Source organism: Glutamicibacter sp. JC586, assembly GCF_009805585.1.
Lineage (GTDB): Bacteria > Actinomycetota > Actinomycetes > Actinomycetales > Micrococcaceae > Glutamicibacter.
On record NZ_VHIN01000009.1, the window covers coordinates 212,457 to 236,074 of the forward strand.

At 57.0% G+C, this 23,618-nt stretch carries 22 protein-coding genes and 1 tRNA gene; 9 read left to right on the forward strand and 14 right to left on the reverse strand.

Translation table 11 applies throughout. From position 1 onward, the window contains the following. Positions 1-215 precede the first annotated feature (215 nt). The 5 genes from thrB to argS form a co-directional block, all read right to left on the reverse strand. Positions 216-1,148 (reverse strand): homoserine kinase, encoded by a 933-nt coding sequence (gene thrB, locus FJV47_RS07435; protein WP_159611585.1) that lies wholly within the window; start codon positions 1,146-1,148, stop codon positions 216-218. 131 nt (positions 1,149-1,279) lie between these two features. Beyond that, positions 1,280-2,380, reverse strand: coding sequence for a threonine synthase (gene thrC, locus FJV47_RS07440; RefSeq protein WP_159611587.1), 1,101 nt, complete (start codon positions 2,378-2,380; stop codon positions 1,280-1,282). A gap of 1 nt (position 2,381) precedes the next feature. Next, positions 2,382-3,668 (reverse strand): homoserine dehydrogenase, encoded by a 1,287-nt coding sequence (locus tag FJV47_RS07445; protein ID WP_159611590.1) that lies wholly within the window; start codon positions 3,666-3,668, stop codon positions 2,382-2,384. Beyond that, a complete protein-coding gene (gene lysA / locus FJV47_RS07450) occupies positions 3,669-5,090 on the reverse strand; it encodes a diaminopimelate decarboxylase (protein WP_159611592.1) in 1,422 nt (473 codons plus the stop codon). It lies immediately after the preceding gene. 5 nt (positions 5,091-5,095) lie between these two features. Beyond that, a complete protein-coding gene (gene argS / locus FJV47_RS07455; RefSeq protein WP_159611594.1) occupies positions 5,096-6,739 on the reverse strand; it encodes an arginine--tRNA ligase in 1,644 nt (547 codons plus the stop codon). 167 nt (positions 6,740-6,906) lie between these two features. Between argS and FJV47_RS07460 the strand changes: the two genes are divergently transcribed. From FJV47_RS07460 to FJV47_RS07480, 5 genes are all read left to right on the forward strand, one after another. Further along, positions 6,907-6,982, forward strand: a tRNA-Arg gene (locus FJV47_RS07460). Between the two features lie 99 nt (positions 6,983-7,081). Next, positions 7,082-7,804, forward strand: coding sequence for a VIT family protein (locus FJV47_RS07465; protein WP_159611596.1), 723 nt, complete (start codon positions 7,082-7,084; stop codon positions 7,802-7,804). Positions 7,805-7,832: 28 nt separating this feature from the next. After that, on the forward strand, positions 7,833-8,321 hold the full coding sequence (locus tag FJV47_RS07470) for an N-acetyltransferase (RefSeq protein WP_159611598.1): 489 nt from the start codon (positions 7,833-7,835) through the stop codon (positions 8,319-8,321). A gap of 79 nt (positions 8,322-8,400) precedes the next feature. Further along, positions 8,401-9,600 carry an MFS transporter gene (locus FJV47_RS07475; protein ID WP_159611600.1) on the forward strand — a complete coding sequence of 400 codons (1,200 nt, stop codon included), beginning with the start codon at positions 8,401-8,403 and terminating at the stop codon, positions 9,598-9,600. A 127-nt stretch (positions 9,601-9,727) separates the two neighbouring features. Next, a complete protein-coding gene (locus FJV47_RS07480; protein ID WP_159611602.1) occupies positions 9,728-10,210 on the forward strand; it encodes a hypothetical protein in 483 nt (160 codons plus the stop codon). A 140-nt stretch (positions 10,211-10,350) separates the two neighbouring features. On the opposite strand, the gene FJV47_RS07485 is transcribed toward FJV47_RS07480, so the two are convergent. From FJV47_RS07485 to FJV47_RS07495, 3 genes are all read right to left on the reverse strand, one after another. Continuing rightward, the gene (locus tag FJV47_RS07485; protein ID WP_159611604.1) at positions 10,351-11,142 is read right to left on the reverse strand and encodes an ABC transporter ATP-binding protein; all 792 of its coding nucleotides are present in this window, start codon (positions 11,140-11,142) and stop codon (positions 10,351-10,353) included. Then, the gene (locus tag FJV47_RS07490; protein WP_159611606.1) at positions 11,135-12,052 is read right to left on the reverse strand and encodes an ABC transporter permease; all 918 of its coding nucleotides are present in this window, start codon (positions 12,050-12,052) and stop codon (positions 11,135-11,137) included. The genes FJV47_RS07485 and FJV47_RS07490 overlap by 8 nt, the downstream gene beginning before the upstream one ends. Before the next feature lie 85 nt (positions 12,053-12,137). Continuing rightward, positions 12,138-13,133 carry an ABC transporter substrate-binding protein gene (locus tag FJV47_RS07495; protein WP_159611608.1) on the reverse strand — a complete coding sequence of 332 codons (996 nt, stop codon included), beginning with the start codon at positions 13,131-13,133 and terminating at the stop codon, positions 12,138-12,140. A 399-nt stretch (positions 13,134-13,532) separates the two neighbouring features. Here FJV47_RS07495 and hrpA point away from each other — a divergent pair, with 399 nt between their 5' ends. Further along, the gene (hrpA, locus tag FJV47_RS07500) at positions 13,533-17,480 is read left to right on the forward strand and encodes an ATP-dependent RNA helicase HrpA (protein WP_159611610.1); all 3,948 of its coding nucleotides are present in this window, start codon (positions 13,533-13,535) and stop codon (positions 17,478-17,480) included. On the opposite strand, the gene FJV47_RS07505 is transcribed toward hrpA, so the two are convergent. Both FJV47_RS07505 and FJV47_RS07510 read right to left on the reverse strand, forming a co-directional pair. Next, positions 17,475-17,798, reverse strand: a complete 324-nt coding sequence (locus tag FJV47_RS07505) for a branched-chain amino acid transporter permease (RefSeq protein ID WP_159611612.1) — start codon at positions 17,796-17,798, stop codon at positions 17,475-17,477. The two genes, hrpA and FJV47_RS07505, sit on opposite strands and share 6 nt — an antisense overlap. Continuing rightward, positions 17,788-18,537: an AzlC family ABC transporter permease gene (locus FJV47_RS07510; RefSeq protein WP_159611614.1), complete on the reverse strand. Its 750-nt coding sequence runs from the start codon at positions 18,535-18,537 to the stop codon at positions 17,788-17,790. The genes FJV47_RS07505 and FJV47_RS07510 overlap by 11 nt, the downstream gene beginning before the upstream one ends. 81 nt (positions 18,538-18,618) lie before the next feature. Here FJV47_RS07510 and FJV47_RS07515 point away from each other — a divergent pair, with 81 nt between their 5' ends. After that, positions 18,619-19,053 carry an Lrp/AsnC family transcriptional regulator gene (locus FJV47_RS07515; protein WP_200831973.1) on the forward strand — a complete coding sequence of 145 codons (435 nt, stop codon included), beginning with the start codon at positions 18,619-18,621 and terminating at the stop codon, positions 19,051-19,053. Here the strand turns inward: FJV47_RS07515 and FJV47_RS07520 are convergent. The 4 genes from FJV47_RS07520 to FJV47_RS07535 are packed head-to-tail and all read right to left on the reverse strand — an operon-like array spanning position 19,050 to position 21,427. Next, positions 19,050-19,430, reverse strand: a complete 381-nt coding sequence (locus FJV47_RS07520; RefSeq protein ID WP_159611616.1) for a hypothetical protein — start codon at positions 19,428-19,430, stop codon at positions 19,050-19,052. The two genes, FJV47_RS07515 and FJV47_RS07520, sit on opposite strands and share 4 nt — an antisense overlap. A 6-nt stretch (positions 19,431-19,436) precedes the next feature. Continuing rightward, positions 19,437-19,865 (reverse strand): HIT family protein, encoded by a 429-nt coding sequence (locus FJV47_RS07525; RefSeq protein ID WP_159611618.1) that lies wholly within the window; start codon positions 19,863-19,865, stop codon positions 19,437-19,439. Between the two features lie 24 nt (positions 19,866-19,889). Next, positions 19,890-20,726 (reverse strand): sulfurtransferase, encoded by an 837-nt coding sequence (locus tag FJV47_RS07530; protein WP_159611620.1) that lies wholly within the window; start codon positions 20,724-20,726, stop codon positions 19,890-19,892. A gap of 5 nt (positions 20,727-20,731) precedes the next feature. Continuing rightward, positions 20,732-21,427, reverse strand: a complete 696-nt coding sequence (locus tag FJV47_RS07535) for an MBL fold metallo-hydrolase (RefSeq protein WP_159611622.1) — start codon at positions 21,425-21,427, stop codon at positions 20,732-20,734. A 150-nt stretch (positions 21,428-21,577) separates the two neighbouring features. Here FJV47_RS07535 and FJV47_RS07540 point away from each other — a divergent pair, with 150 nt between their 5' ends. Further along, entirely contained in the window at positions 21,578-21,985 is a 408-nt protein-coding gene (locus FJV47_RS07540; protein WP_159611623.1) for a Fur family transcriptional regulator, read from the forward strand. Between the two features lie 131 nt (positions 21,986-22,116). Continuing rightward, positions 22,117-23,577: an HNH endonuclease gene (locus FJV47_RS07545; RefSeq protein ID WP_159611625.1), complete on the forward strand. Its 1,461-nt coding sequence runs from the start codon at positions 22,117-22,119 to the stop codon at positions 23,575-23,577. The last annotated feature ends 41 nt before the right edge of the window (positions 23,578-23,618 follow it).

The window sequence follows — 23,618 nt, forward strand, 5'->3', positions numbered from 1 at the left end:
TCACTAAACTGCGGTGGAATATATAAGAGGTCTGATATCTCGACGGCACGAGGCTGTGCATAAGTGTGGGATATCAAAATTGCTGTGAACGGCAGGAAGATCCGGAACGGCTGGACGAACAATGTGGGGTTCAAGAACCGAACTTGTCCGTATCAACACTGGCCAAAAGAGATTTGAACCGTGCTAGGACCCAACAGTTCTTGCCTGCCCTAGTGTTACAGCACTTCTACTGTAACACCGTTGGTAGCAAGCTGAGGAACTTCTGCACGCCACGACACTGTAGATTCCGCAGAAAACTCTTGGATCATCGCCAGGGCCTGCTCCACCTGTTCTTGGCCGGAGACCAAAATTAGTACCGTGGGACCTGCACCTGAGACCACAGCTGCCAGTCCGGCCTCACGCAAGGTGGTGATCAACGACGCACTTTCAGGCATCGCCGCGGCGCGGTAATCCTGATGCAGGTAGTCCTTGGTGCCGGCCAACAAGACCGAAGGATCGTTACTCAGCGCATGAATCAGCAAGGCCGCGCTGGCACTATTGGCAGCCGCGATACTGTGTTCAACCTGCGCTGGCAGTGCACCGCGGGCAACTTCGGTGGACAAACCGTTGGAAGGAATCGCCAGCACTGCCTGAAGATCGCTATGCAGTGGTACCTGTACCGAATCAAAACTGCCATCGGTTTTGGTCGAGGAAATGCTCAAGCCACCAAAGACCGCCGGGGCCACATTATCCGGATGTCCTTCCCACGCGGCGGCCGCCTGAAAAATACCTTCTGTTCCACAACGCGCACCCACTGGCAAGAGTGCATCGGCCGCAGCATAGGCGGCAACAATTGCCGCGGCTGAGGATCCCATGCCGCGAGCGTGAGGAATGTTGTTCTCGGCTTCTAGCTGAACACCGACCGGCTCAAAACCTGCCTGCCTCCAGTAATGGTGCATCTCTTTGATGATCAGATGCGATTCGTCCTTAGGCAGCTCATCGGCGCCGTCCCCAGTAATTTCAACCCTGCTGAGTGCAGCTGTCCGCACCACCAGACGGTCCCGGTATTCCAGGGCCAGACCCAGTGAGTCGAAGCCTGGGCCAAGGTTGGCGGAGGTGGCAGGTGGGCAAACGATCAGGTGTTGTCCCAAGGCGATCTGCTGCGTCATGGTTCCTTCAGTGTCGAAACAGGAATAAAGAAAATGGACAATGGCCCGCCACCCCCGGTCAGGCATCCGAACTGGAAAACCTGCCAAGGCGCGACGGGCCAGGATCAGCCGGTGAATCACCGGCAACGGTTCTAGGCCAGGCCCAGTGCGCCAGCTACCTCAACAACGTCGAAGCCGACCTTCTTGGGAGTGACAGCTGAACCATCAGCCTGTTTCAGGGCCCAGTCCGGATCTTTCAGGCCATGGCCGGTGACGGTGATGACAATTTTCTTGCCGGTTGGAGCATTGCCAGCGGCGTGGTGCTTGAGCAACCCGGCAACGCCGGCGGCCGAGGCAGGCTCCACAAAAACACCTTCGCGGCTTGAGAGCCAACGGTGTGCTTCCAAGATCTGCTCGTCGGAAACCGAATCGATCTGTCCGCCGGACTCATCGCGTGCTGCTTCAGCTTGCTCCCATGATGCAGGGTTGCCGATACGGATCGCGGTGGCGATGGTATCTGGTTCGGTGATCGGATGGCCGGCCACGATCGGAGCGGCCCCTTCAGCCTGGAAGCCCCACATGATCGGAGTCTTGGTGGCTACCGGCTCAAGGACCTTGCCTGCTTCGTTGGTGAACTGCGAGGAGTACTCCTTGTAGCCCTTCCAGTACGCGGTGATATTTCCCGCGTTGCCCACTGGCAGCATGTGGTAATCCGGGGCGTCACCCAAGAAGTCAACGACCTCAAACGCACCGGTCTTCTGCCCCTGGATACGGGCCGGGTTTACCGAGTTCACGAGGAAGACCGGGTAGTTTTCCGAGAGCTTGCGCGCGACCTCAAGGCAGTTATCAAAGTTGCCGTCGATCTGGATAATGTCAGCACCGTGGGCGATCGCTTGGGAGAGCTTACCCATGGAAATCTTGCCGTCCGGAACCAATACCGCACACTTCAGGCCTGCCTGGGTGGCGTAGGCGGCGGCCGAAGCCGAGGTGTTACCGGTGGAAGCACAAACCACTGCCTTCGCGCCGGCGGCTACCGCGGCGGTCATCGCCATGGTCATACCGCGGTCTTTAAAAGACCCGGTGGGGTTCATGCCTTCAACCTTGAGGTACACCTCGTTGCCGGTGTGTGCCGACAGGGCTGGGGCGTACACCAAAGGGGTGCCACCTTCGCCCAGGGTGATGACCTTGGTGTTTTCATCTACTGGTAGACGATCGGCATATTCGCGGATTACCCCGCGCCACTGGTGAGCCACGTTAGTTTCCTTCAACTCGCATAACGGATAGTACACTGTGCACAGCGTCCAAAGCCTTCAGGGCTTCGACGGTGCTAGCCAGGGCTGATTCGGTGCCCTGGTGGGTGAGGATGCGCAGCTGCGCACCGGAATGTTCGTCGCCCTGCTGGCTCATCGACTCGATCGAAACCCCATGCTCACCAAAGACGGTGGCGATGGATGCCAGTACCCCAGACTGGTCCTTGACCGACAGGCCGATCCAGTAACGGGTGGTGATCGCGTCAAAGTCGAGCATTTGTGGGCTGCGCTGGATGGAACCGTGTGGCAAAGGTGCGCCAGCAGCAATCTGTCGGGCCACGGCCACAACATCGCCCATCACGGCACTAGCGGTGGCGTTGCCACCAGCTCCAGCACCGTAGAACATAAGGTCGCCGGCGTTTTCTGCTTCAACGAAGACTGCATTAAAGGCACCACGGACGGTGGCCAGCGGGTGGCTGCGGCGGATCAGTGCCGGGTAAACGCGCACCGAGATTCCAGCCTCGCTCTGCTCTGCGATAGCCAAGAGCTTGATCACATAACCGGCAGCCGCGGCAGCAGCTACATCTTCTGCGCTGACCTCGGTGATGCCTTGGGTAGAAACTTGCTCCGAAGAAACAGTGGTGTGGAATGCCAGCGAAGCCAAGATGGCAGCCTTGGCCGCCGCGTCATGTCCGCCTACGTCGGCGGTGGGGTCGGCCTCCGCGTAGCCCAGCGCTTGGGCTTCGGCGAGAACATCGTCGAAGGCTGCGCCGGTGGAATCCATGGCGTCCAGGATGAAGTTGGTGGTGCCGTTGACGATGCCCATGACCTTGGTGATGTGATCCCCGGCCAGCGAGTCAGCGATCGGACGCAAGATTGGAATTGCCCCGGCCACTGCGGCTTCGTAGCGCAATTGCGCGCCAGAAGAGGCGGCAACGTCGTTCAGCTCGGCACCCTGAAGCGCGATCAACGCCTTGTTACCGGTAATCACGCTGGCGCCCTTGGACAGGGCCGCAGCGATGTACTGGCCTGCGGGATCCAGGCCGCCGAGCAATTCGATGACCACATCGGCCTGCTCGATCAGTTTCAACGCGTCGGTGGTGAAAAGCTCTTGAGGCAAGTCAACGTCGCGCTTGGTCTCCAGATTGCGCACGGCAATACCGATCAGCTGCAGACCGGCACCGGAACGCGATGCCAGTTCGTTGGCGTCTTCCAATAGGATTCGGGCCACTTGGGCTCCGACCGTACCGCAACCCAGTAGGGCTACCTTCAGGTTCTTTTCGCCGCTCAATTAAACTCCCATGTCGCGGGCTAGCAAGTCGTCTTCGGTTTCCCTGCGTACGATCAAACGGGCTTGGCCATCGCGTACAGCTACCACCGCGGGGCGGGTGAGGTAGTTGTAGTTGCTCGATAGGGCCCAGCAGTAGGCGCCGGTGGCCGGAATCGCGAGCAAGTCGCCAGCCGCCACGTCTTCGGGCAGGTAAACGTCCTTCACGACTATGTCACCTGACTCGCAATGTTTCCCAACTACGCGAGAAATAATTGCGTCGCTTTGCGTCATACGACTAGCCAGAACGGCGGTATATTGCGCGTCGTAGAGCACCGGACGAGGGTTATCACTCATGCCGCCATCCACCGCAATATAACGACGTGGGTGCAGCTGACCTTGTGCGTCTTCGACCTGAACGTCCTTGAGCACCCCGGTCTCATACAGGGTGAAGGTCGTCGGGCCAACGATGGCGCGGCCTGGCTCGATGGAGATCCGTGGGCAGGCCAGTTCTAGCTCCGCGCAGGTTGCCGATACGACCTCTGCCATCTGCCCGGCCAACTTACCCGGGGTGGAGGGATGGTCCTCGGAAGTGTAAGCAATACCGTAGCCACCGCCCAAGTCCAGTTCGGGCAATTCGATGCCGTGGATCTCACGGATATGCGCCAGAAGGCCCAACATGGTACGAGCGACCATGGCGAAGCCTTCGGCCTCAAAAATCTGCGACCCGATGTGGGCGTGTAGACCTAAGAGGTTCACGTTGTTCGCTTCAATAGCACGAGCAACTGCGCGCAACGCAGGCGAGGTGCCACTGGCATCGGCCAGGATCGAGAGGCCGAATTTCTGGTCCTCGTGGGCGGTGGCAATGGCCTCGTGGGTGGAGGCATGAACCCCGGGAGTAATGCGCAGCATGACCTGCGCGGTCAGCTTTGAGGCATCGGCTAAGGCAATGACGCGTTCGAGTTCATCGAGTGAGTCAATGACAATTCGCCCCACGCCCATTTCTAGGCCACGGATGATTTCCGCCTTGGACTTGTTGTTCCCGTGCAGCGAAAGATTCTCGGCGGGCACGTTGGCTGCCTTGGCCACGGCCAGCTCACCGCCGGAGCAGGTATCTAGGCGTAGACCTTCTTCGGTCACCCACCTGGCAACCTCGGTGCAGACAAAAGCCTTGCCGGCGTAGTAGACGTCTACTCCCCCGCACAGGTCCTTAAACGCTTCATCAAAAGCAGACTTAAAGCCTCGTGCGCGGGCGCGGAAGTCGTTTTCGTCCAGCACAAACAGCGGGGTGCCAAATTCTTGTGCCAGTGCAGAGACCGCAATGCCCTGGACGGACAGTTCACCGCCAGCCTCGCGGGTAACCCCCGAAGCCCATTCGATCTCTCGTAGTGCGTTAACGTTCTCGGGGAATTGCAGCCATTGCGGGGCCAGCGGCGATACAGCCATACCAGTTACATCCTCTCTGGGGCCGAAACGCCCAGCAGTTCCAATCCATTGGCCAAGACGGTGGTGGCCGCGTCGTTCAGCCACAGGCGGGTGCTGTGTACTGGTGCGATCGCTTCATCTTCACCGACCGGGGTAATACGAGTTGCTGCGTACCAGGAGTGGTACGCGCCAGCTACCTGCTCGAGGTAACGGGCAATGCGGTGTGGTTCGCGGAATTCTGCGGCACCTGCCACCACCGATGGGAACTGGCCGAGCACTGCGAGCAGTTCGTTTTCGGTTGCGTCGGTGAGCATGGTGGCGTCGAACTCGGCACGGGTAACCCCCTTGGCAGCAGCATTGCGGGCTGCGGCTGCCGAGCGGGCGTGAGCGTACTGCACGTAGAAGACCGGATTATCGTTGGTGTTCTTTTTCAGCTGCTCTGGGTCTAGCGCGATCGGCGAATCGGCTGGGAAACGCGCCAGCGAGTAACGCAGGGCGTCGGCGCCGATCCAGTTGATCAAATCGCGTAGCTCAATGATGTTGCCAGCGCGCTTAGAGAGCTTGGCACCGTTGACGGAGATCAGCTGCCCGATCAACACCTCGATGTTCTTCTCCTTGTCATCTCCGGCGCAGGCGGCGATGGCCTTAAGGCGGTTGACGTACCCGTGGTGATCGGCGCCGAGCAGGTAGATCTTCTCTTCGAAGCCGCGGTCCTTCTTGGATAGGTAGTAGGCGGCGTCGGCAGCAAAGTAGGTTGGTTCACCGTTGGCACGGATCAGCACACGATCCTTGTCATCACCGAAGTCGGTGGTGCGTAGCCAGACGGCACCTTCCTGATCAAAGATATGTCCCTGTTCGCGCAGACGAGCTACGGCATCGGCTACCGCGCCGCCCTCGTGTAGCGCGGTCTCTGAGAAGAAGACATCAAAGCTGACACCAAAGTCAGCCAAGGTGGCCTTAATGTCTGCCAGCTGAGCCTTGTAGGCAGCTTCACGCAGCGCAGGAATGGCTTCGGCTTCCTCCAGCTTGCCCAATTCAGGATTCTCGGCGAGCACAATGTCGCCCAGTTCCTTAATGTATTCGCCCGGGTAGCCGCCCTCTGGCACAGGCAAACCGTGAATTCGGTTGTAAACCGAGCGCGCGAAGACGTTCATCTGGTTGCCGGCGTCGTTGATGTAATACTCGCTGGTCACTTCTGCACCCGAAGCACGCAGCACACGGGAAATTGCGTCACCCAGTGCGGCCCAACGGGTGTGACCGATGTGCAACGGTCCGGTAGGGTTCGCCGAGACGAACTCCATATTAACTACGTGGCCGGCCAGGGCCTGGTTGTTACCGTAAGCGGCACCAGCGTCAACGATGGTGCGGGCCAGTTCGCCGGCAGCTCCAGCTTCGAGGGTGATGTTCAAAAAGCCTGGACCTGCGATGTCTACGGCTGAAACTCCTGGAACCTCAGCCAGGCGTCGAACAAGAATCTGCGCAAAATCGCGCGGGGCCATGCCGGCCTTTTTGCCCAGCTGCAGAGCGATGTTGGTAGCCCAGTCACCGTGTTCACGGCTCTTTGGACGATCAACACGTACGTTCTCAGGTACCTCGACCGAGATTTCACCAGCGCTTACGGCTTCGGTGAGGCATGCGGATATTGCTGCGGAGAGTTCTTCAGGAGTCACCGTTCAAGAATACCGGTAATAACTTTGCTTTAAGGGCATTCATGACTCCCCGAAGACTGTGAGACTTTCTTGTTCTGGTGACTTTTGCAACACATCAGCGACCGTAATCGCCAATTGCGCAGATCAACGCACCACCTGATAGTATTTTTTCTGTTGCTCAGCAACCCGCCTCTGTAGCTCAGTGGATAGAGCGTCTGCCTCCGGAGCAGAAGGTCGAAGGTTCGATTCCTTTCAGGGGCACCAGCAAATTGCAGGATCTGGTTTTCCAGACCTGCAATTTTTTTATGTCCCCTCGCGTAGCGTCACTAACCTGGACAAGCATCCAAGTGATTATCTTGGATCATGACTGATTCTATTAAGGCCCACCCCGATGAACCGCATGATCAGAACTTCGCCGAACGTCTGAACTGGTTGCGTGCTGGCGTGCTCGGGGCGAATGACGGCATCGTCTCGGTAGCAGCCACGGTGGTTGGCGTTGCCGGTGTCACCAACCACACCGCCCCGATCTTCACTGCCGGGATGGCGGCGGTGATCGGTGGAGCGATCTCAATGGCACTGGGTGAATATGTGTCGGTCAGCAGCCAACGCGATTCTCAGCACGCACTGATTGAAAAGGAACGAGCGGAGCTCATCGATGATCCCGAAGCCGAGCTCACCGAATTGGCCGGAATCTACCAGGCCAAAGGTCTGAGCGAACAGACAGCGATGCAGGTCGCGACGGAACTTACCGAACACGATGCCCTCGCCGCGCATCTTTCCGCGGAGCTGAATATCGACGAAGAAGAAGTCGTGAACCCATGGCATGCTGCCTATGCTTCGGCGGCGGCCTTCATTATCGGCGCGATCCTGCCCATGCTGGCGATCTTGCTGCCGCCGGAACAGATCCGTATTCCAGTAACCTTTGTAGCGGTCCTCGTTGCCCTCGCGCTCACCGGAACGCTTGGCGCCTACATCGGTGGAAGCTCCAAACGCGTGGCAACATTGCGGCTGGTCATCGGTGGTGCCCTGGCCTTGGCCGCAACCTTCGCCATCGGCTCTCTGCTTGGCTCCAGCGGGATCATCTAGCCCACGACCACCGTCTAGGATTCTATTCATGGACTACCAATCGGTAACTTTTGCTCAAGTCACACAGCAGGATTCGAAGCCCGTCCATGGCGTTGCAAAGATTTGGGCGCTGGCTGTCGCCCGACGAGACCACCAGCCCCAGCCTGCCGACGGTGCCCGCGCACTGGCCGGTGTCCAACGTCGTTTGGCATTGCCCGATGCCAGGCTCATGGTCGCATCCAAGGCCGGAGTGCTGGCGGGATTTACCCTCTGCGCCCCGCATGATGGATATCTGGAGATCTACTACGTTGCTGTTGCACCGGATTTCTGGGGACAGGGTCTGGCACACGAGCTCTTGGCCGAAGTGGACCGGTATGCGCGGAAAACCGGCTTCCAAGAGACACGTTTATGGGTCATCGCCGAGAATTCGCGGGCTATCAAGTTGTATCAGGCCAACGGCTATCGACCTACCGGCGAGGAACTCATAGATGAAGCCTCGGGACGAGTAGAAGTGCTGCTGGCCAAGGCATTGCTCTAGAAAGTTTCCAACGAAACGCCGGTTGCGACTTCCCAAGATTCGGCCCAGTTCTACCGGCCCATACCGATACGCTGGGAGCGTGGCAACTCAACGCGGATTCGCAGCCCTGTGGGCAGCATCTTCGCTGTCCAACCTTGCCGATGGGGTGGCTTTTGTAGCGGTTCCGTTGATCGCGTCATCTTTGACCCAAGATCCCCGCCTGATAGCCGGACTGTCACTGTGCTACTCGACGCTGCGTTTATTCCTTGCCTTGCCCACGGGGGTATTGGTCGACAGATTCGATCGGCGCACCTTGCTGAGCTGGGCAAATATTTTGCGTGGAATCGCCTTGCTGGTGCTAGCTACATCTTTTTATTTCTCCGGCCCGAATCTGTTGGCTCTTTACCTGGCCATGGCGTTCATTGCCATAGTGGAGGGTACGGCAGACACGGCGGCGATCGCTTTATTGCCGCAAGTGGTAAGCCCAAAAAATCTGGATCGAGCCAACAGTAAGATCGCTGCCACGCAATTGGTCACCGATGAATTCGCCGGCCCTCCCCTCGGAGGTTTCCTTTTCGCTTTCGCCGCGGCCATTCCCTTATATGCGTTGGGAGGGCTTTGGACCCTTGCTGGTATGTTGGCTCTGGCTTTACCTCGTAGCGCACGTCCGGCAGTAGGTTCCGGCGAGCGCCAGCATATCTGGGTTGAGGCTAGTGCGGGAATTCATTGGCTTAAGAAGCACCGCTTGGTTGGGACTTTGGCAATGATCAGCGGATTAGCCAGCGTCGGGTACATGATGGCATTTTCAATTCTGGTGTTATTTGCCAAGGAACGACTCGGCCTGGATTCCTCCGGCTATGGGCTTCTGCTCGCGTTTTCAGCGCTTGGCGGTCTTGCCGGAAGCGCCACGGCGCCAAGGCTTCGCCGCATTCTGGGCTACCGCAAGGCGATACTGGGAAGCCTTGTGCTGGGATCGCTGAGCCTGGGGATACTCGCAATTAGCACGTCGGTGTTACTGGCCGGCTTCATGCTGGCTTTGTACATCATGCATGCCGTGATCTGGAATGTCTGTTCAATTTCCTTGCGCCAACGGCTTGTGCCGGAACAACTCATGGGCCGGGTCAGCGCAGCAAGCAGGGTGCTCGGTTTAGCCGGTCTTGCATTGGGTTCCGTAGCAGGAGGACTCTTAGGAGGTATCAACCTCACGGTGCCGGTTGTTGCTGGAGCATGTGTCTTAGCACTCTGTGTGGCATTGGCGTCGCTGGGCCTTGGCAAAGAACCAGAGGCACTCGCTCAGTGAAGGCCAGCAAGTAGACTTCCCGGCCAATCCTCTCGGCTCTCTTCTTGCAAACGTCTGCTGACCAGCGCATCTGCGACTTCCGAGCCCGCCAGGTACGGCTATTTGCGCGGCCCCGTAGGCTATGTCCATGCCACGCATAGATTCAGCGCCAATGGATCTAACCATCGCTACGCACCGCGGGGTGGATTGTCGTTTTGAAGGTCTCAACCTGAGAACAGATCTGCCCTATTCGAGATATGTCACGGGCGACAATACTGGTTTCGAATTCCATTTGAGGGCTATCACCAACGATGAAACCCGACGGTTGGACGCAAAGTTCTACGAGTCCTTGGATTCTTGGGGTGCAAGAGCGCAAGAACAGGGTGCAAGCCCAACAAATCATGCGCCGCAAATGTCCAGCGTTGATGTTCTCGAACCCATCAAGGCGAACATTACCGATGACGCAGGAACTAGCTATATCTGCATCTGTGGGCGAACTGGCGGCACTGGTACGGATTGGGACGCCACGTGGATCTACTACCCGGTCCCACCAGCCGAGGCAGAGTCATTGACATTGGAATTCACCATTTCCGGTATTCCAACGGGCCATTCGTGCGTCATCGAGTTGTAGGCGTCGAGACCGGACTCTGCCCAATGCCAATTACCGATTCAGCAAACTTGTGGCCATTGAGTTCTCAGCGCCTCGTGCCCTTAAACCACTGCGGGCCTCGAACCTAAAAATAGGTGCGAGGCCCGCTGGGAGCATTTTCGTTATTGGAGCATGGTCTTGTCGTCCAGCTGCGCGCCCTTGATCTTCCCGAACTCGTCGAGCAGATCTTTCACTGTCATCTGAGATTTTTCTTCCTGGTTCAAGTCCAAGATGATCTCTCCGTCATGCATCATGATCAGACGTGTTCCTAATTGCAGCGCCTGTTCCATATTGTGTGTGACCATCAGCGTGGTCAGCTGATGGCGTTCGACAATCTCCTTGGTCAAGCGGGAAACCAGCGCTGCTCGCTGAGGGTCCAGCGCCGCGGTGTGCTCGTCAAGCAGTAGGATCTTCGGCTGCGAGAAGGTCGCCATCAACAGGCTCAACGCCTGACGCTGGCCACCAGAGAGCAGACCAACCTTGGTTTTCAGGCGCTTCTCCAGACCCAATTCCAAGCTCTTGAGCTCTTGAACAAAAAGCTCTCGACGCTTAGACCCCACGCCAAGGCCCAGACCACGAAAGCGTCCTCGAGCGTAGGCTAGGGCCATATTCTCTTCGATGGACATGGTGGGTGCGGTACCGGCCATTGGATCTTGGAATACCCGCCCAATATATTTGGCGCGGCTGTAGTCAGCCAATTTGGTCACGTTTTTACCGGCGATGCTCACCGTACCGACATCCGGTTGAAGTTTGCCAGCCACCATGTTGAGCACGGTCGACTTGCCAGCACCGTTGGAACCAATCACCGTGACAAATTCGCCATCGGCCAGTTCCAGATTGATATTGCGCAGTGCTTTGCGTTCGTTGACCGTTCCCGGGAAGAACGTGCGCGACAGGTTCTTGATACTAAGCATTGGTGCGCTCCCCTTCCTTGGCAGTCACAACTGCGGGCGTACGCTTGAAGGTTTTCACGATTTTCTGGAATCCCTTCCACTTCGGTAGCAGTAGCGCCACCACCACCAGCACCGCAGAGATCAGCTTCATGTCGTTGACTTCCAGGCCAGCTGAGAGCGCCAGCTGGATCACCAGGCGGTAGATCACTGCGCCGAAAACCACGGCCAAGGCCGCCAACCAGATATACCGTTGGGTGAAAATTGCCTGTCCCACGATCACCGAAGCCAGACCAATTAGAATCAGGCCGATACCCATGCCTACGTCGGCAAAACCCTGGTATTGCGCAATGATGGCACCCGAGAGCGCCACCAGTCCGTTGGACAGCGCCAGTCCCAAGATCTTTTGGTTATCGGTGCTCACGCCGAAGGAGCGGATCATCTCCTGGTTATCACCCGTGGCGCGCATGGCCATGCCCAACTCGGTGTGCAGGAACCATACGATGGCGCCAACAAACAACAAGCAAATGACAAAGAAGATCGCAATCGATGACCATGAACCGAGTAGACCCGCTGTACGCAACGGGCTGATCAATGTGTCTTCGCCCAATAAGGGGGTATTGGCTTTGCCCATGATGCGCAGGTTGATCGAATACAACGCGATCATGGTCAGAATGCCGGCTAACAAACCATCGATTTTTCCCTTGGTATGTAGCAGGCCGGTGATAGTGCCAGCGACCATGCCGGCGAAGAAGGCTAGCACGGTGGCAAGCCACGGATTCATCCCGCCAACAATACTCACCGAGGCGACCGCCGCACCGGTGGTGAAGCTGCCATCAACGGTCAGGTCGGGAAAGTCCAGAATACGGAAGGTCAGATACACGCCGAGCGCCATAATGGCGTAAATCAGGCCGAGTTCAACCGCTGTGATCATTTGTGGATCCTTGAGTTGTAGAGTCACAAGACAAGGCGAGGCATCAGATCATGCGCCTCGCCTTGTCTCGTGGGGTCTTGCTGGTTTAGTAGACCTCGACGGCCTTGGACTTCTGATCCTCGGTGAATTCGATGCCAACCTTTTTAGCAGCATCTTCATTCAAGTAGAGGTCCACCTGGGAGATGGTTTCTACCGGTAGCTCGCCGGCTTTGGCCTCACCCTTGAGTAGTTTCACAGCCATGGTCGCGGTCTGTTCGCCCAACTTCTCGTAGTTAATACCGTAAGTGGCGGTGGCACCGCGCTTCACCGACTCACCGTCAGCGGAGATCACTGGAACCTTCTTTTTATCTGCAGTTTGCAGCAGACCCTCAAGCGCCGAAACCACGGCGTTGTCGGTCGGAACGTAGTAGGCGTCAACATCCAGCGAACCAGCAGCCTGCTGGACTTCACTCGATGCGGAGATCGCAGCCTTCTCTATGGTCAGGCCCAGATCCTTGGCAGCGTCTTCGGCCATTTTGACCTGAACAGCTGAGTTAGTTTCACCCGAGGAGTAAACGATGCCGACTTTCTTGGCATCTGGCTTCAACTCCTTGAGCAGGGCCAACTGCTCGTCCACCGGATTCATGTCTGAGGTTCCGGTGACGTTGGCACCGGGCGCTTCATTTGAAGCAACCAATTTAGCAGCCACCGGATCGGTCACTGCCGAGAACAGAACGGGAATCTTGGTGATGCTCTGGGCTACGGCCTGGGCCGATGGAGTGGCAACGGCCAACACGAGGTCAATGTCCGAGTCGGCTGCGAGCTTGCCCGCAATCGAGGTGTTGGTGGCCTGGTCAGCTTCGGCGTTGTTCTCGTCATAGGAAATCTTGTCGCCCGAATACCCGGCCTTTTCCATTCCGGACTTAAATCCGTCGACCACTGCGTCCAGTGATGGGTGCGAGACGTACTGTGCGATACCAATCTTTACTGGTCCGTCGCCAGCCGCCGAATCGCCTGATCCGTCGCTGCCGCCACAGGCGGTAAGTGCCAAGGCACTAGCTGCCACAACCGCTGCCAATTTCATTGCGGTGAAACTCTTCATTGAAATCCCTTTCAAGTCCCCGAGGTGCGAGTGAAGTCATCGATCTAGCTGGTTGTTGGGGCTGCATGACCACAGGTGTTATGCATCCGGGAACTGCTCCAACACCGTCTCGATGATTACCCACGATCTTACATGTGAACGACCTCACCTTGCTCATCAGAAAGGCTGTTTAGCAGACGTTTTAATCTTGATTTCGATTTGAATGGACACTATTTCATTCTGCGGGGACAAAATTGCTACGTTTTGTATTTTGTCACCACAAGTTGTCGACATTTACTTAGACGGTCTGAAAATTTGACTCGGCGTGATGCATCATTTTTGACCCGCCTGGGACGCAGATTTCGTTCTCGGCTCGGCGGCCACCGGAATGTGCCGACCACGAATAGAATGGATTACATCATGGCGCTTAGCATTACGTATCCAGAAGCCCTTCCCGTCTCGGCCCGTCGCACAGACATCCTTAAAGCAGTGCGCGAAAATCAGGTGGTTGTCATTGCCGGCGAAACCGGCTCGGGCAAAACCACCCAGCTGCCCAAGATGCTCATCGAGCTGGGTCTGGCTGAGAAGGGCATGATCGGGCATACCCAGCCTCGACGCCTAGCCGCACGGACCGTGGCCGAACGTATCGCCGAGGAACTGGGGACACAGATCGGTGATGAGGTGGGCTTCCATGTGCGTTTCACTGGTGAGGTCTCACGCAATACCAAGCTCAAGGTCATGACCGACGGCATTTTGCTTGCCGAAATCCAGCGCGACCGTCTGCTGAAAAAGTACTCAGCGATCATCATCGATGAGGCCCACGAGCGCAGCTTGAATATCGACTTCCTGCTTGGCTACCTCAAACAGATCATGCCTCGGCGCCCAGACCTTAAGATCATCATCACTTCGGCTACCATCGACCCGCAGCGCTTCGCCGAGCATTTCGGTAAGAGCTTGCCCTCCGGTGAACTGCAGCCAGCACCAATTCTTGAAGTCTCCGGTCGCACGTTCCCGGTTGAACTGCGCTACCGGCCGCTACAGGCTGAAGCCGAGCTTGATGTCCAGGACGCGGACGAGAATTCACTGGAAGAAGAACGAGATCCGCTTGATGCGGTCACCGACGCGGTGAAAGAACTCAGCGGTGAAGCGCCGGGCGATATCCTGATCTTCTTCTCCGGAGAACGCGAAATCCGCGACGCCGCCGAAGCGCTGCGAGCCATGGTCACCGCCAATAAACGCCTGCCACGCTACGAAGTCCTGCCGCTGTTTGCTCGCCTCTCGCTGGCCGAACAGCACCGAGTCTTCCATCCAGGAGGCAATCCGCGCATCATCTTGGCCACCAACGTGGCTGAAACATCGCTGACGGTACCGGGGATCAAGTACGTCGTCGATACCGGCACCGCGCGTATCTCGCGCTACTCGCACCGCACCAAGGTGCAACGGCTGCCCATCGAACGCGTCTCCCAGGCCAGCGCTAATCAGCGCTCGGGCCGTTGTGGTCGTGTGTCCGAGGGCATCGCTATCCGCCTGTACGCAGAGTCGGACTATCAGGCGCGCCCCGAATTCACCGACCCCGAAATTCTGCGTACCAATCTGGCCAGTGTCATCTTGCAGATGATCTCCATGGGTGTTGTGTCTTCCGCAGCGGAAGTTGGGAAGTTCCCCTTCGTTCAGCCCCCGGAAGCCAAAGCCATCACCGATGGTGTGAACCTGCTACGAGAACTAGGTGCGCTGGAATCCAATAAGGCCGCCAAGCTCACCAGCATCGGTCGCAAACTAGCGCAGTTACCGTTGGATGTTCGCCTCGGGCGCATGATCGTTGAATCCGCCGATCGCGGCGTGGCCAAGGAAGTGATGGTGCTCGCCGCCGGGCTGAGCATCCAAGATCCTCGCGAGCGGCCCAGCGAAGACACCGGAGCGCGCGAACGTGCGGTGGAACTGCACAAACGCTTCACCGACGAGAAATCCGACTTCATCGCCCTACTCAACCTGTGGGCCTACTTGCAAGAGCAGCAGAAGGAACTGTCCTCTTCGGCTTTCCGCCGGCTGTGCAAGGCAGAGCACATCAACTACCTGCGCGTGCGTGAGTGGCAGGATTTGTTCACCCAGTTGCGCCAGCTGGCCAAGCCCTTGGCAATCACCGTGGCTGCCGCCCCGATTGACCCTGCGGCCAATGAGGATCAAGTTCACAAGTCCTTGCTAGCCGGATTGCTCGGACACATCGGCTTCTATGATGAACGCAAGCGCGATTACCTCGGTGCACGTGGGACCCGTTTTGCCATCTTCCCCGGCTCCGGTCTGTTCAAAAAGTCTCCGACCTGGATCATGTCCGCTGAGTTGGTAGAAACCTCGCGCTTATGGGCTCGGATGAACGCGGCCATCGCCCCCGAATGGGTCGAGGAGATCGCCCCTCATCTAGTCAAACGCACTCACTCAGAGCCGCATTGGTCCAAACGTACCGGCTCAGTTATGGGCTATGAGAAGGTCACCCTTTTCGGCCTGCCGATCATCCCGCGCCGCCAGTTCCACTACTGGCGTGTTGATCCAATTTTGGCACGCGAACTGTTCATTAGGCATGCCCTAGTTGAAGGCGATTGGCGAACCCACCACAAGTTCTTTGCTAAAAACCGGGCGCTGCTCGAAGAAGTTGAAGAGCTGGAAACTCGCATGCGCCGCCATGACCTGCGAATCTCCGATGAAGACCTGTTCACCTTCTATGATGCCCGCGTGGGCTCCGAAGTTTACTCCGAGCGGCACTTTGATCGTTGGTGGAAAAAGGCACGCGCTACCGACCCGTCGCTCTTGGATTTTGACCCCGAAGCACTCTTGGCCGACGGTGATTCCCTGGACGAGACTGACTTCCCTACAACCTGGCAACTAGGCAATATTCACCTGCCGCTGAGTTACGAATACAACCCTGCTGCCGGCGCTGGCGAGGGCGACGGGGTAAGCCTAAAGGTCCCCGTGGTCTTCCTGAACCAGTTGGATCCTGCCCGCTTTGCATGGCTGATCCCCGGGCTAAGACATGAGCTTCTCACTGCCCTGATTCGTTCGATGCCCAAGGCTGTACGAAAGAACTTTGTTCCCGCCCCGGATGTGGCTTCAAAAGCATTGGAGATGCTGGAGCAAGACTTCGATCCAAGCACCGATGATTTAGCCGAATCCCTAGCTTTGGTCTTGCGACGGTTGCGTGGCATGGTGGTGGATCCAGCGGTCTTTGATTTCTCTGCGCTGCCAGCCCACCTACGCTTCGGGTTCACCGTCACCGATGCCTCGGGCAAGGTTCTGGGCCAAGGCGATGACTTGGCTGCACTGCAGTACAAGTTCGCCGCAGCCAATCGAGCCGCGCTAGCTAGTGGCGTGAACAGCCCCGGCAAACCTACCGCCCCTTCCTCCCCATCCGCCCCAGCCAAAAACAAGACCAAGAAGAGCGCCAAAGGTCCTGGCAATCAGTCCGCCGCCGGCGCATGGGATCAGCAGGCTCTGGATCATTGGCCACAGCTTGAATCTTCGGGTGATACCCTCGGGGACACGTTGCCCACTAAGGTCACCACCACCGTGATGGGTCAAGAGATCACTGCGTTCCCGGGCCTTAATGACACGGGCTCGTTGGTCGACCTCACGGTATTCCGCAGCCAGGTGGAACGCGATGCGGCCCACCGTGCCGGTGTCATCCGATTGCTCATGCTGCGCCTACCATCGTCGGCAAAATTTGTGATTTCACACCTGAAGAATGCCGAAAAGCTGGTCTTCACGCAGAACCCACATGGATCGATCGACAAGCTCATCGCCGACTGCACTATGGCGGCCGTCGATCAGCTGGTTCCGGAGAAATTGCCGATGAACCGAGCCGACTTCGAGGCACTTTATGAAACTGTGCGCGCGGAGCAGATCGATACGGTCTTCACCATCACCGCTGTGGTAGCAAAGGTGTTCGGCTCGTCCACAAGAATCAACAAGGACCTGAAGAACACCAAGTCGTTGGCGATGTTTGCAGCTGTGACCGATATTCGCTCGCAACTGGAGCAGTTGATTTATCCCGGCTTCATTGCTGCTACCGGTGCTGCAAACCTGATGCGTTTGCCTCGCTACATGCAGGGCATTGAGGTTCGTTTGGAGAAGCTTCGTGGCGGAGCTCTCACTCGTGATTCACAAGCCCTGGTTCTCATCCAGAAGTTGGAGGACGAATACGACACCGCGCTGAACAAGGTGCCTCAGGGTGCCCGCGTTCCGGCCATGTTGGCCCAGGTGAAGTGGATGCTGGAAGAAATGCGCATCTCGTTGTTCGCCCAAGAATTAGGCACCGCCTATTCGGTCAGCGAGAAGCGGATCCGGAAGGCGATGAAGGATGGGCTGGCTCAGCTATAAGGGCCAGCTAAGGATCCCGACGTAAACGGCGGTGCCGGCCAGGACGCTGAGCACGGCGTTGGACTTGAATAGGTGCAAGACCACCGTTGTCGTCAGCGCCACCGCTACCGGCCAAGCCACATTTGGGTTCAAGACGTCTTGTGGGATAGTGGAAGCGGCCAGCACGATCATAATTCCCAGAGGCATGCGTTGGGCTAGATAGTTGATCAAGTCACTGCGACGTAGCGCCTTGATGAAGGCGAACGGCAATGCCCGCAGACCGAAGGTCACCAAGGCACTGAGCGCAATCGCCGAAAATAGGTAGAGATTATTCGCCATGTTGCCCCTCCTTTACAGAGCGGTGTTTGCGCACCAGATACAGCGCCGAAAGCCCGAGTAGATACATTAGCATCGCCACTACCATCATGCTTTGTGGAGCGATCAGATTGGCCACTACGACACTAAGCAACGCCAGCATAGTGAGCGGCACACTTTGGTACTCCTTGTAGGCCTCGATCGACAAAACAACAAACAAAGCGGTCACTGCGAATTCGAGTCCTTTGACGGAATCTGGGATCAGGCCCCCGAGCAGTGCACCGGCGAACACGCTGAGGATCCAACTGGCATGAAACAAACTTTGGATGCTCAGAATTCGGATAGCGCTGTAGTTCCTGCGTTCAGCATGCAGGGTGAGTGCGTATGCTTCATCGGTCAGCGCAAACATGCTATAGATTTTTGCCCCTTTGTGCCTCACCCGATGCAGGGGAAAAGAAATCGCATAGAACACATGCCTAAAGTTGACCAGCAACGTGGTCAGCGCGATGTGCGAAAGAGGAGCTACCGCAACGACGAGGCCAATCAATAGAAATTCCAGCGAGCCTGCGAAGACCAAACCGGCAAGTAATGGTGCAGACCACCAAGGCAGCCCCACTCGTACCAAGAGCACGCCCAGGGCCAGTCCCAACGGAACTACTGCAACGGCCGCCGGCAATACATTTTTGGCTCCCAAGCGCACCTGGTACCAGCGATTATCACCCACCTCGTGAACCGCTTCTTTAATTGCTAGATTTTCTGCCATGAAGCAATTTTAGGTATAAAATGACCAAATATGATTGCCAATTGACGCGAGGAATGGCTCAAGATCGGCAATAATAGGAACATGGATGATCTCGATCGAGCAATTATTGCCGAGCTGGAAAAAGACGCTCGAATCAGCAACTTGGAACTATCTCGTAGGGTTGGGCTCACACCCGCCCCGTGCCTGCGCCGCGTACAAAAGCTAGAGTCCGAGGCCATTATCAGCGGCTACAAGGCAATCATTAACCCCAAGGCCTACGGCCGCGGGTTCGAGGTGACCGTAGCCATTGACGTCGAGATGAACAACGAGCACAGCCTCGATGAGTTTGAGACGGCCGTGCACAACGTCGAAGGTGTTACCGAAATTCGCCGGCTCTACGGACAGCCAGACTACTTTCTAAGAATTCAGGTTGCCGACGCCGAAGCCTACGACCGAGACCTCATTCCGAAACTGACTGCGCTTCCCGCAGTACGACGGGTCACCTCTCATATGACCATGCGCCGAGTCAAAGGTTAAGGAACCACCGGGGTCGCGAGGACTTGGAACTCGTCTTCGTAGACGATGCGCCCCGGATGATCGCTTTCTAGTTTCTCCCACGGCACTTGGTGCGCGTCGAGCAACACCAAATATTGCTCAACGCGCTCTAGTAGATGCCGGGCACTGCTTTTGAACCAGGCTACTGCCCCAGGGTTGATCTGGTGATCGTAGACATCTGGATACCGATCGCTCGGATCGGGATAAGCCTCGTTGTACCAGTCGTTCCCGGTTCGCCATACGACCTGCTGGGTGGCGCTGAACTTTCCATCGCGACCAAGGACATTGGCCAACCCAAAAATCCCGGGGTGCACCCCACGCGAATTGGGCCGAGTCGACTGGTACCTTACAAATTTCACCTACTGCTAATCCTGCGGCACAAATTCGCCGTGCCCGTCAGCAACCAATCCTTCACGCAAGCGCTGCGCGTTGCGATCCATGGTTGCCGGGTCGGGGTTCTCGCTCGCGTTGGATAGATCAAAGTCCGCCAGCGAATTAGTGGGCCAGACGTGCACATGCAGATGCGGCACTTCAAAACCTGCGATCATTAAGCCCGCACGCTGCGCCTCAAATACTCGCTTCTGGGTCTGTCCAATCTTTCTGGCGACCAAGGTCAGGTGAGTGACTAGCTCTTCGGAGGCGTCGGTGAACTCATCCACTTCCTCACGAGGCACCACGAGGGTGTGCCCGTCGGAGAGCGGACCAATGGACAAGAAAGCCACACAGGTCTCGTCTTGCCACACGAAGCGTCCCGGAATCTGACCATCAATAATCTTGCTGAACAGCGTACTCATTGCTGCCTTTCTTTTGCGAAAATTCTAGTTTCGATGCTTTTCGTCGCTGGTTGCCACCGGCGCTTGCGGGTAGGAACAGTATTCTGACCAGCTGCCCGGATAGAGCCCGAGTTCAATACCCGCACTGGCCGCGGCGAGCACCTGATGGGCAGCCGTAATACCCGAGCCACAATAAGCCGCCGAGCCCTGTTGCTGCACTCCCAACTTGGTGAAACGTGCCAGCAGTTCTTCGCTACTGCGGAAGTTGGCCTGCGCGTCCAAATTATCGGTGGTCGGCCGATTCACAGCACCCGGAATATGGCCTGCGACCGGATCGATCGGTTCTTCAATTCCCAGATAGCGTGCGGTGGCTCGGGAATCGATCAATACCCCGGTCAGCGTGCCTAATTCGTCAAATTCCACCACCGACATGCGCCCCCAAGATAGTGCTACGGTTCCAGGTTGAGCCGTTTCAGGGCCAGTGGCAAGTTGATACCCGGCACGCTTCCAGGCCTCTAAACCGCCATCAAGCACCTGAACATTTTCGAACCCTGCATGACGCAATAGCCACCAAGCCCGAGCCGCTGCCAGCGCACCGGAATCGTCGTAGACCACGACCGAGCTGCCGGCACTTATCCCCCAACTTTGCGCAGCAGCCTCAAATTCTGCTGGCAGTGGCAAGGGGTGGCGCCCGGTGTGCTTCCCCACGCTGCCCGAGAGCTGGGATTCCAGGTCTACAAAGGCTGCGCCCGGAATATGACCTTCCCGATACTGTGCTTCTCCATCGTCGCGACCTAGAACCCAACGAACATCCAACAGCACCAACGAGTCGTCCTCGCGCACAAGACTTTCTAGGTCCGCAACGGAAATCAATGGGTTCATGTGCACTACCTCGCTAGGAGTTCTTCAACCTTGTATTCATTACCTACCACTAACCGCTGATATGAGCTGCCCGCACTCTGCCCGATAGTGCCAAGCTGGCGGTCGAACAGTCCGACGCCAGTTTCGTTGAGCAGTCCATCGTGGATCGGAACCCAGGTGGTCGCGTTAACCGCCACCGCAAAGTCGGCAGCTTCGGACATCTTGCCCCACGGTGCCATCACCGGCAGTAGCAAGAGATCAACCGGCACGTCCACCGGCACTTGATAGCTATCCCCCGGATGGAAGACGATCGGCTGGCCAACGGCCCGATCACCGAGCACGTAGCCCACATTGGCCACCAGATCGATGGAGCGGTGGATCGTTGCATGAGTACCGCCTACCGCGCGTACTCGAATCCCACCGACGATGAAGTCGGCGCCGGCGCACACCTGGTGCACCTGTGAAGCGGTGGCCGCGGGGAGTTTCTCGCGCAGAGTCTTGACCAATGCCAAAGGCGCGTAAACTTCCAACACCGGGTTGGCGAGCAACGCCTCGACGATGGCTTGCGGGTGGGCATGGTCCATATGTTCGTGAGTGATCAGCACCGCCGACTTTCTCTCGAACGCCCCAGTCAGATCCGAGAAACCGCCTGGATCCAGCAGCAGAGAACCGTCGATGGTACTCAGCTCAATACACGAATGGCCCCTAGTTTTGATGCGCATATCTTTACCCTAGGCTTCGCGCCCCGCCAGTGCCAGCGCCAGACACGCATCCATGAGAAAAATTGGCTAAAATTGAATGAAAGTACAGGTGATCACCCGGCAGTTTGGGTCGAACCGGTCCGCCACGAAGTCAAGGAATGGTGCACGTCGATGTCCCAGCCAGAAACCCGGATTACCAAGCAACGCTTAGCTGTCGCGCAAGCGCTGAGCGAGATCGATGATTTCGCCACCGCGCAGCAGCTACACCGTTGGCTGCAGGACTCCGAGAAGAAGGTTTCACTGGCGACGGTGTACCGTCTTTTGCAGTCTATGGCCGACGACGGCTTAGTCGACGTGTTGCGCAGCGGGGACGGCGAGGCTCGCTTCCGCCAGTGCGTTACCGATACCCACCACCACCATCTGGTTTGCCGTTCTTGCTCAAAAACCGTGGAAGTCCAGGCCCCATCGGTCGAACGTTGGGCAGCCCGCGTCGCTGCAGAGCACGATTTCTCTGAACCTGAACACACCGTTGAAATCTATGGCGTCTGCGCCGACTGCAGGGCAAAGAATAACGCCTAAACCTGAACCAGCAACAGGTCCAGATCGCCTCAATTCAGTGCTTGACCTGCAGCTCAATCGAGTTCTAAAAGTTATCCACTTGTCACCAAATATTCGAAGACATTTTCTATTAATCAGCGTAAACTGATGTCATGTCCGAAGCAAAGACGCCCGGAAGTGGCCTCTCATTTCAAGCGGATCAGCCGGATCTCGAAGTCCAGCTGATCCAGCTGCAAAAGACTTTGTCGTGGATCCAAGACCACGGCAATAAGGAAGACTGCGCTCAGGCCATCGAATCCATCGAAGGTGTCATTTCATCCCTGAACTGCTCGCAAGCAGGCCTAGCTCACCAGCTAGAGAAAGACGTTCTACGCGAGAATGAAGAGCGCGGTACCAATCTTGATGATCAGGTACGCGGTGCGGCCAGTCGCGTTGCCATTGCCCGCAAGCGTTCCCAGCACGGTTCAAGAAACTACATGACGAACTGTCGCATCCTCTTCGAAGACACACCTAACATTCTCGCCGCATACTCACGCGGCGAATTCACCGAAGCACAGATCCAAGCAATGCTGACTCCTCTGCAGGATGTTCCGCCACTGCGCCGGGCTGAGTTTGACTCGGTTTACGGACAGCATCCGGACATGTTTGAATCCATGGGACCCAAGCGGATCAAGGAAACGGTTGCCAATTACACCGTCAAATACGCCTCTGACCGGGAAGACAAGAAGCTCAAGGAAGCGAACGAGCATCGCTATGTTCGTTTCCGTACGGACCGTGAAGCCGGATGCGTTTTCGTCCAAGCACGCCTGCCCATCGTAGGTGGGCTCGGATTACAGATGTCGTTACGACAGCAGTCTTACAAGATCAAGAGCAAGGGCGACCCTCGCAATCGAACGCAGATCCAGGCGGATCTGCTCTCCCGGTGCATGTTCATCGATGAAAACGGTGAAGAAACGATCAACGTCCAGCTAGGTCTGATCATGACGGATAAGGCTCTGTTCATGGGTGATCGGGAACCTGCCTATTTGGAAGGTTACGGCTACATTCCAGCACAGACAGCGAGGGAATTGATTAGCGGACAGTCCATTCCTAACGAGATGACTTTCGAAGAAATGGATGCAAATCTGACTCCAGAGAACATTGAGCGGATCGAAGTGGTCACTGAGATCATGCGCCTCTATACGGCTCCGGGGGATCAAGAACTGATCGCAATGGATTCAAAAGCAAGGTTCTTCCCACCAAAACTCAAGAAGTTCATCAGAATTCGCGACCGGCACTGCCGCACCCCGTTCTGTGACGGGTTGGTCGAGGAAACGGACCATGTCACTCAGTTCGCACGCGGGGGCAAAACCAACGCGTCTAATTCCTTAGGCCGTTGCGAAATATGCAACAAGGCAAAGCAGGCCACCGGATGGTACGAGTACTCCGCGTTTAATGATCGCCATTCGATACTAATCTGCCCTGGTTCCAGCATGTCTTACCGGTCCACCGCCCCGCCGGCGACTGGATACTTACATGAATCATTCCCACAACTTATGTGTGAATCCCAGTGGTTCAACTACTTCAAGGAACGACTTCATCGACCTGTGGAGTTACGTTTGGTGGAGGCCTAGCCCTCAAATCATTAGTCGTGCGCTGTTCTTGCGTGACCGTA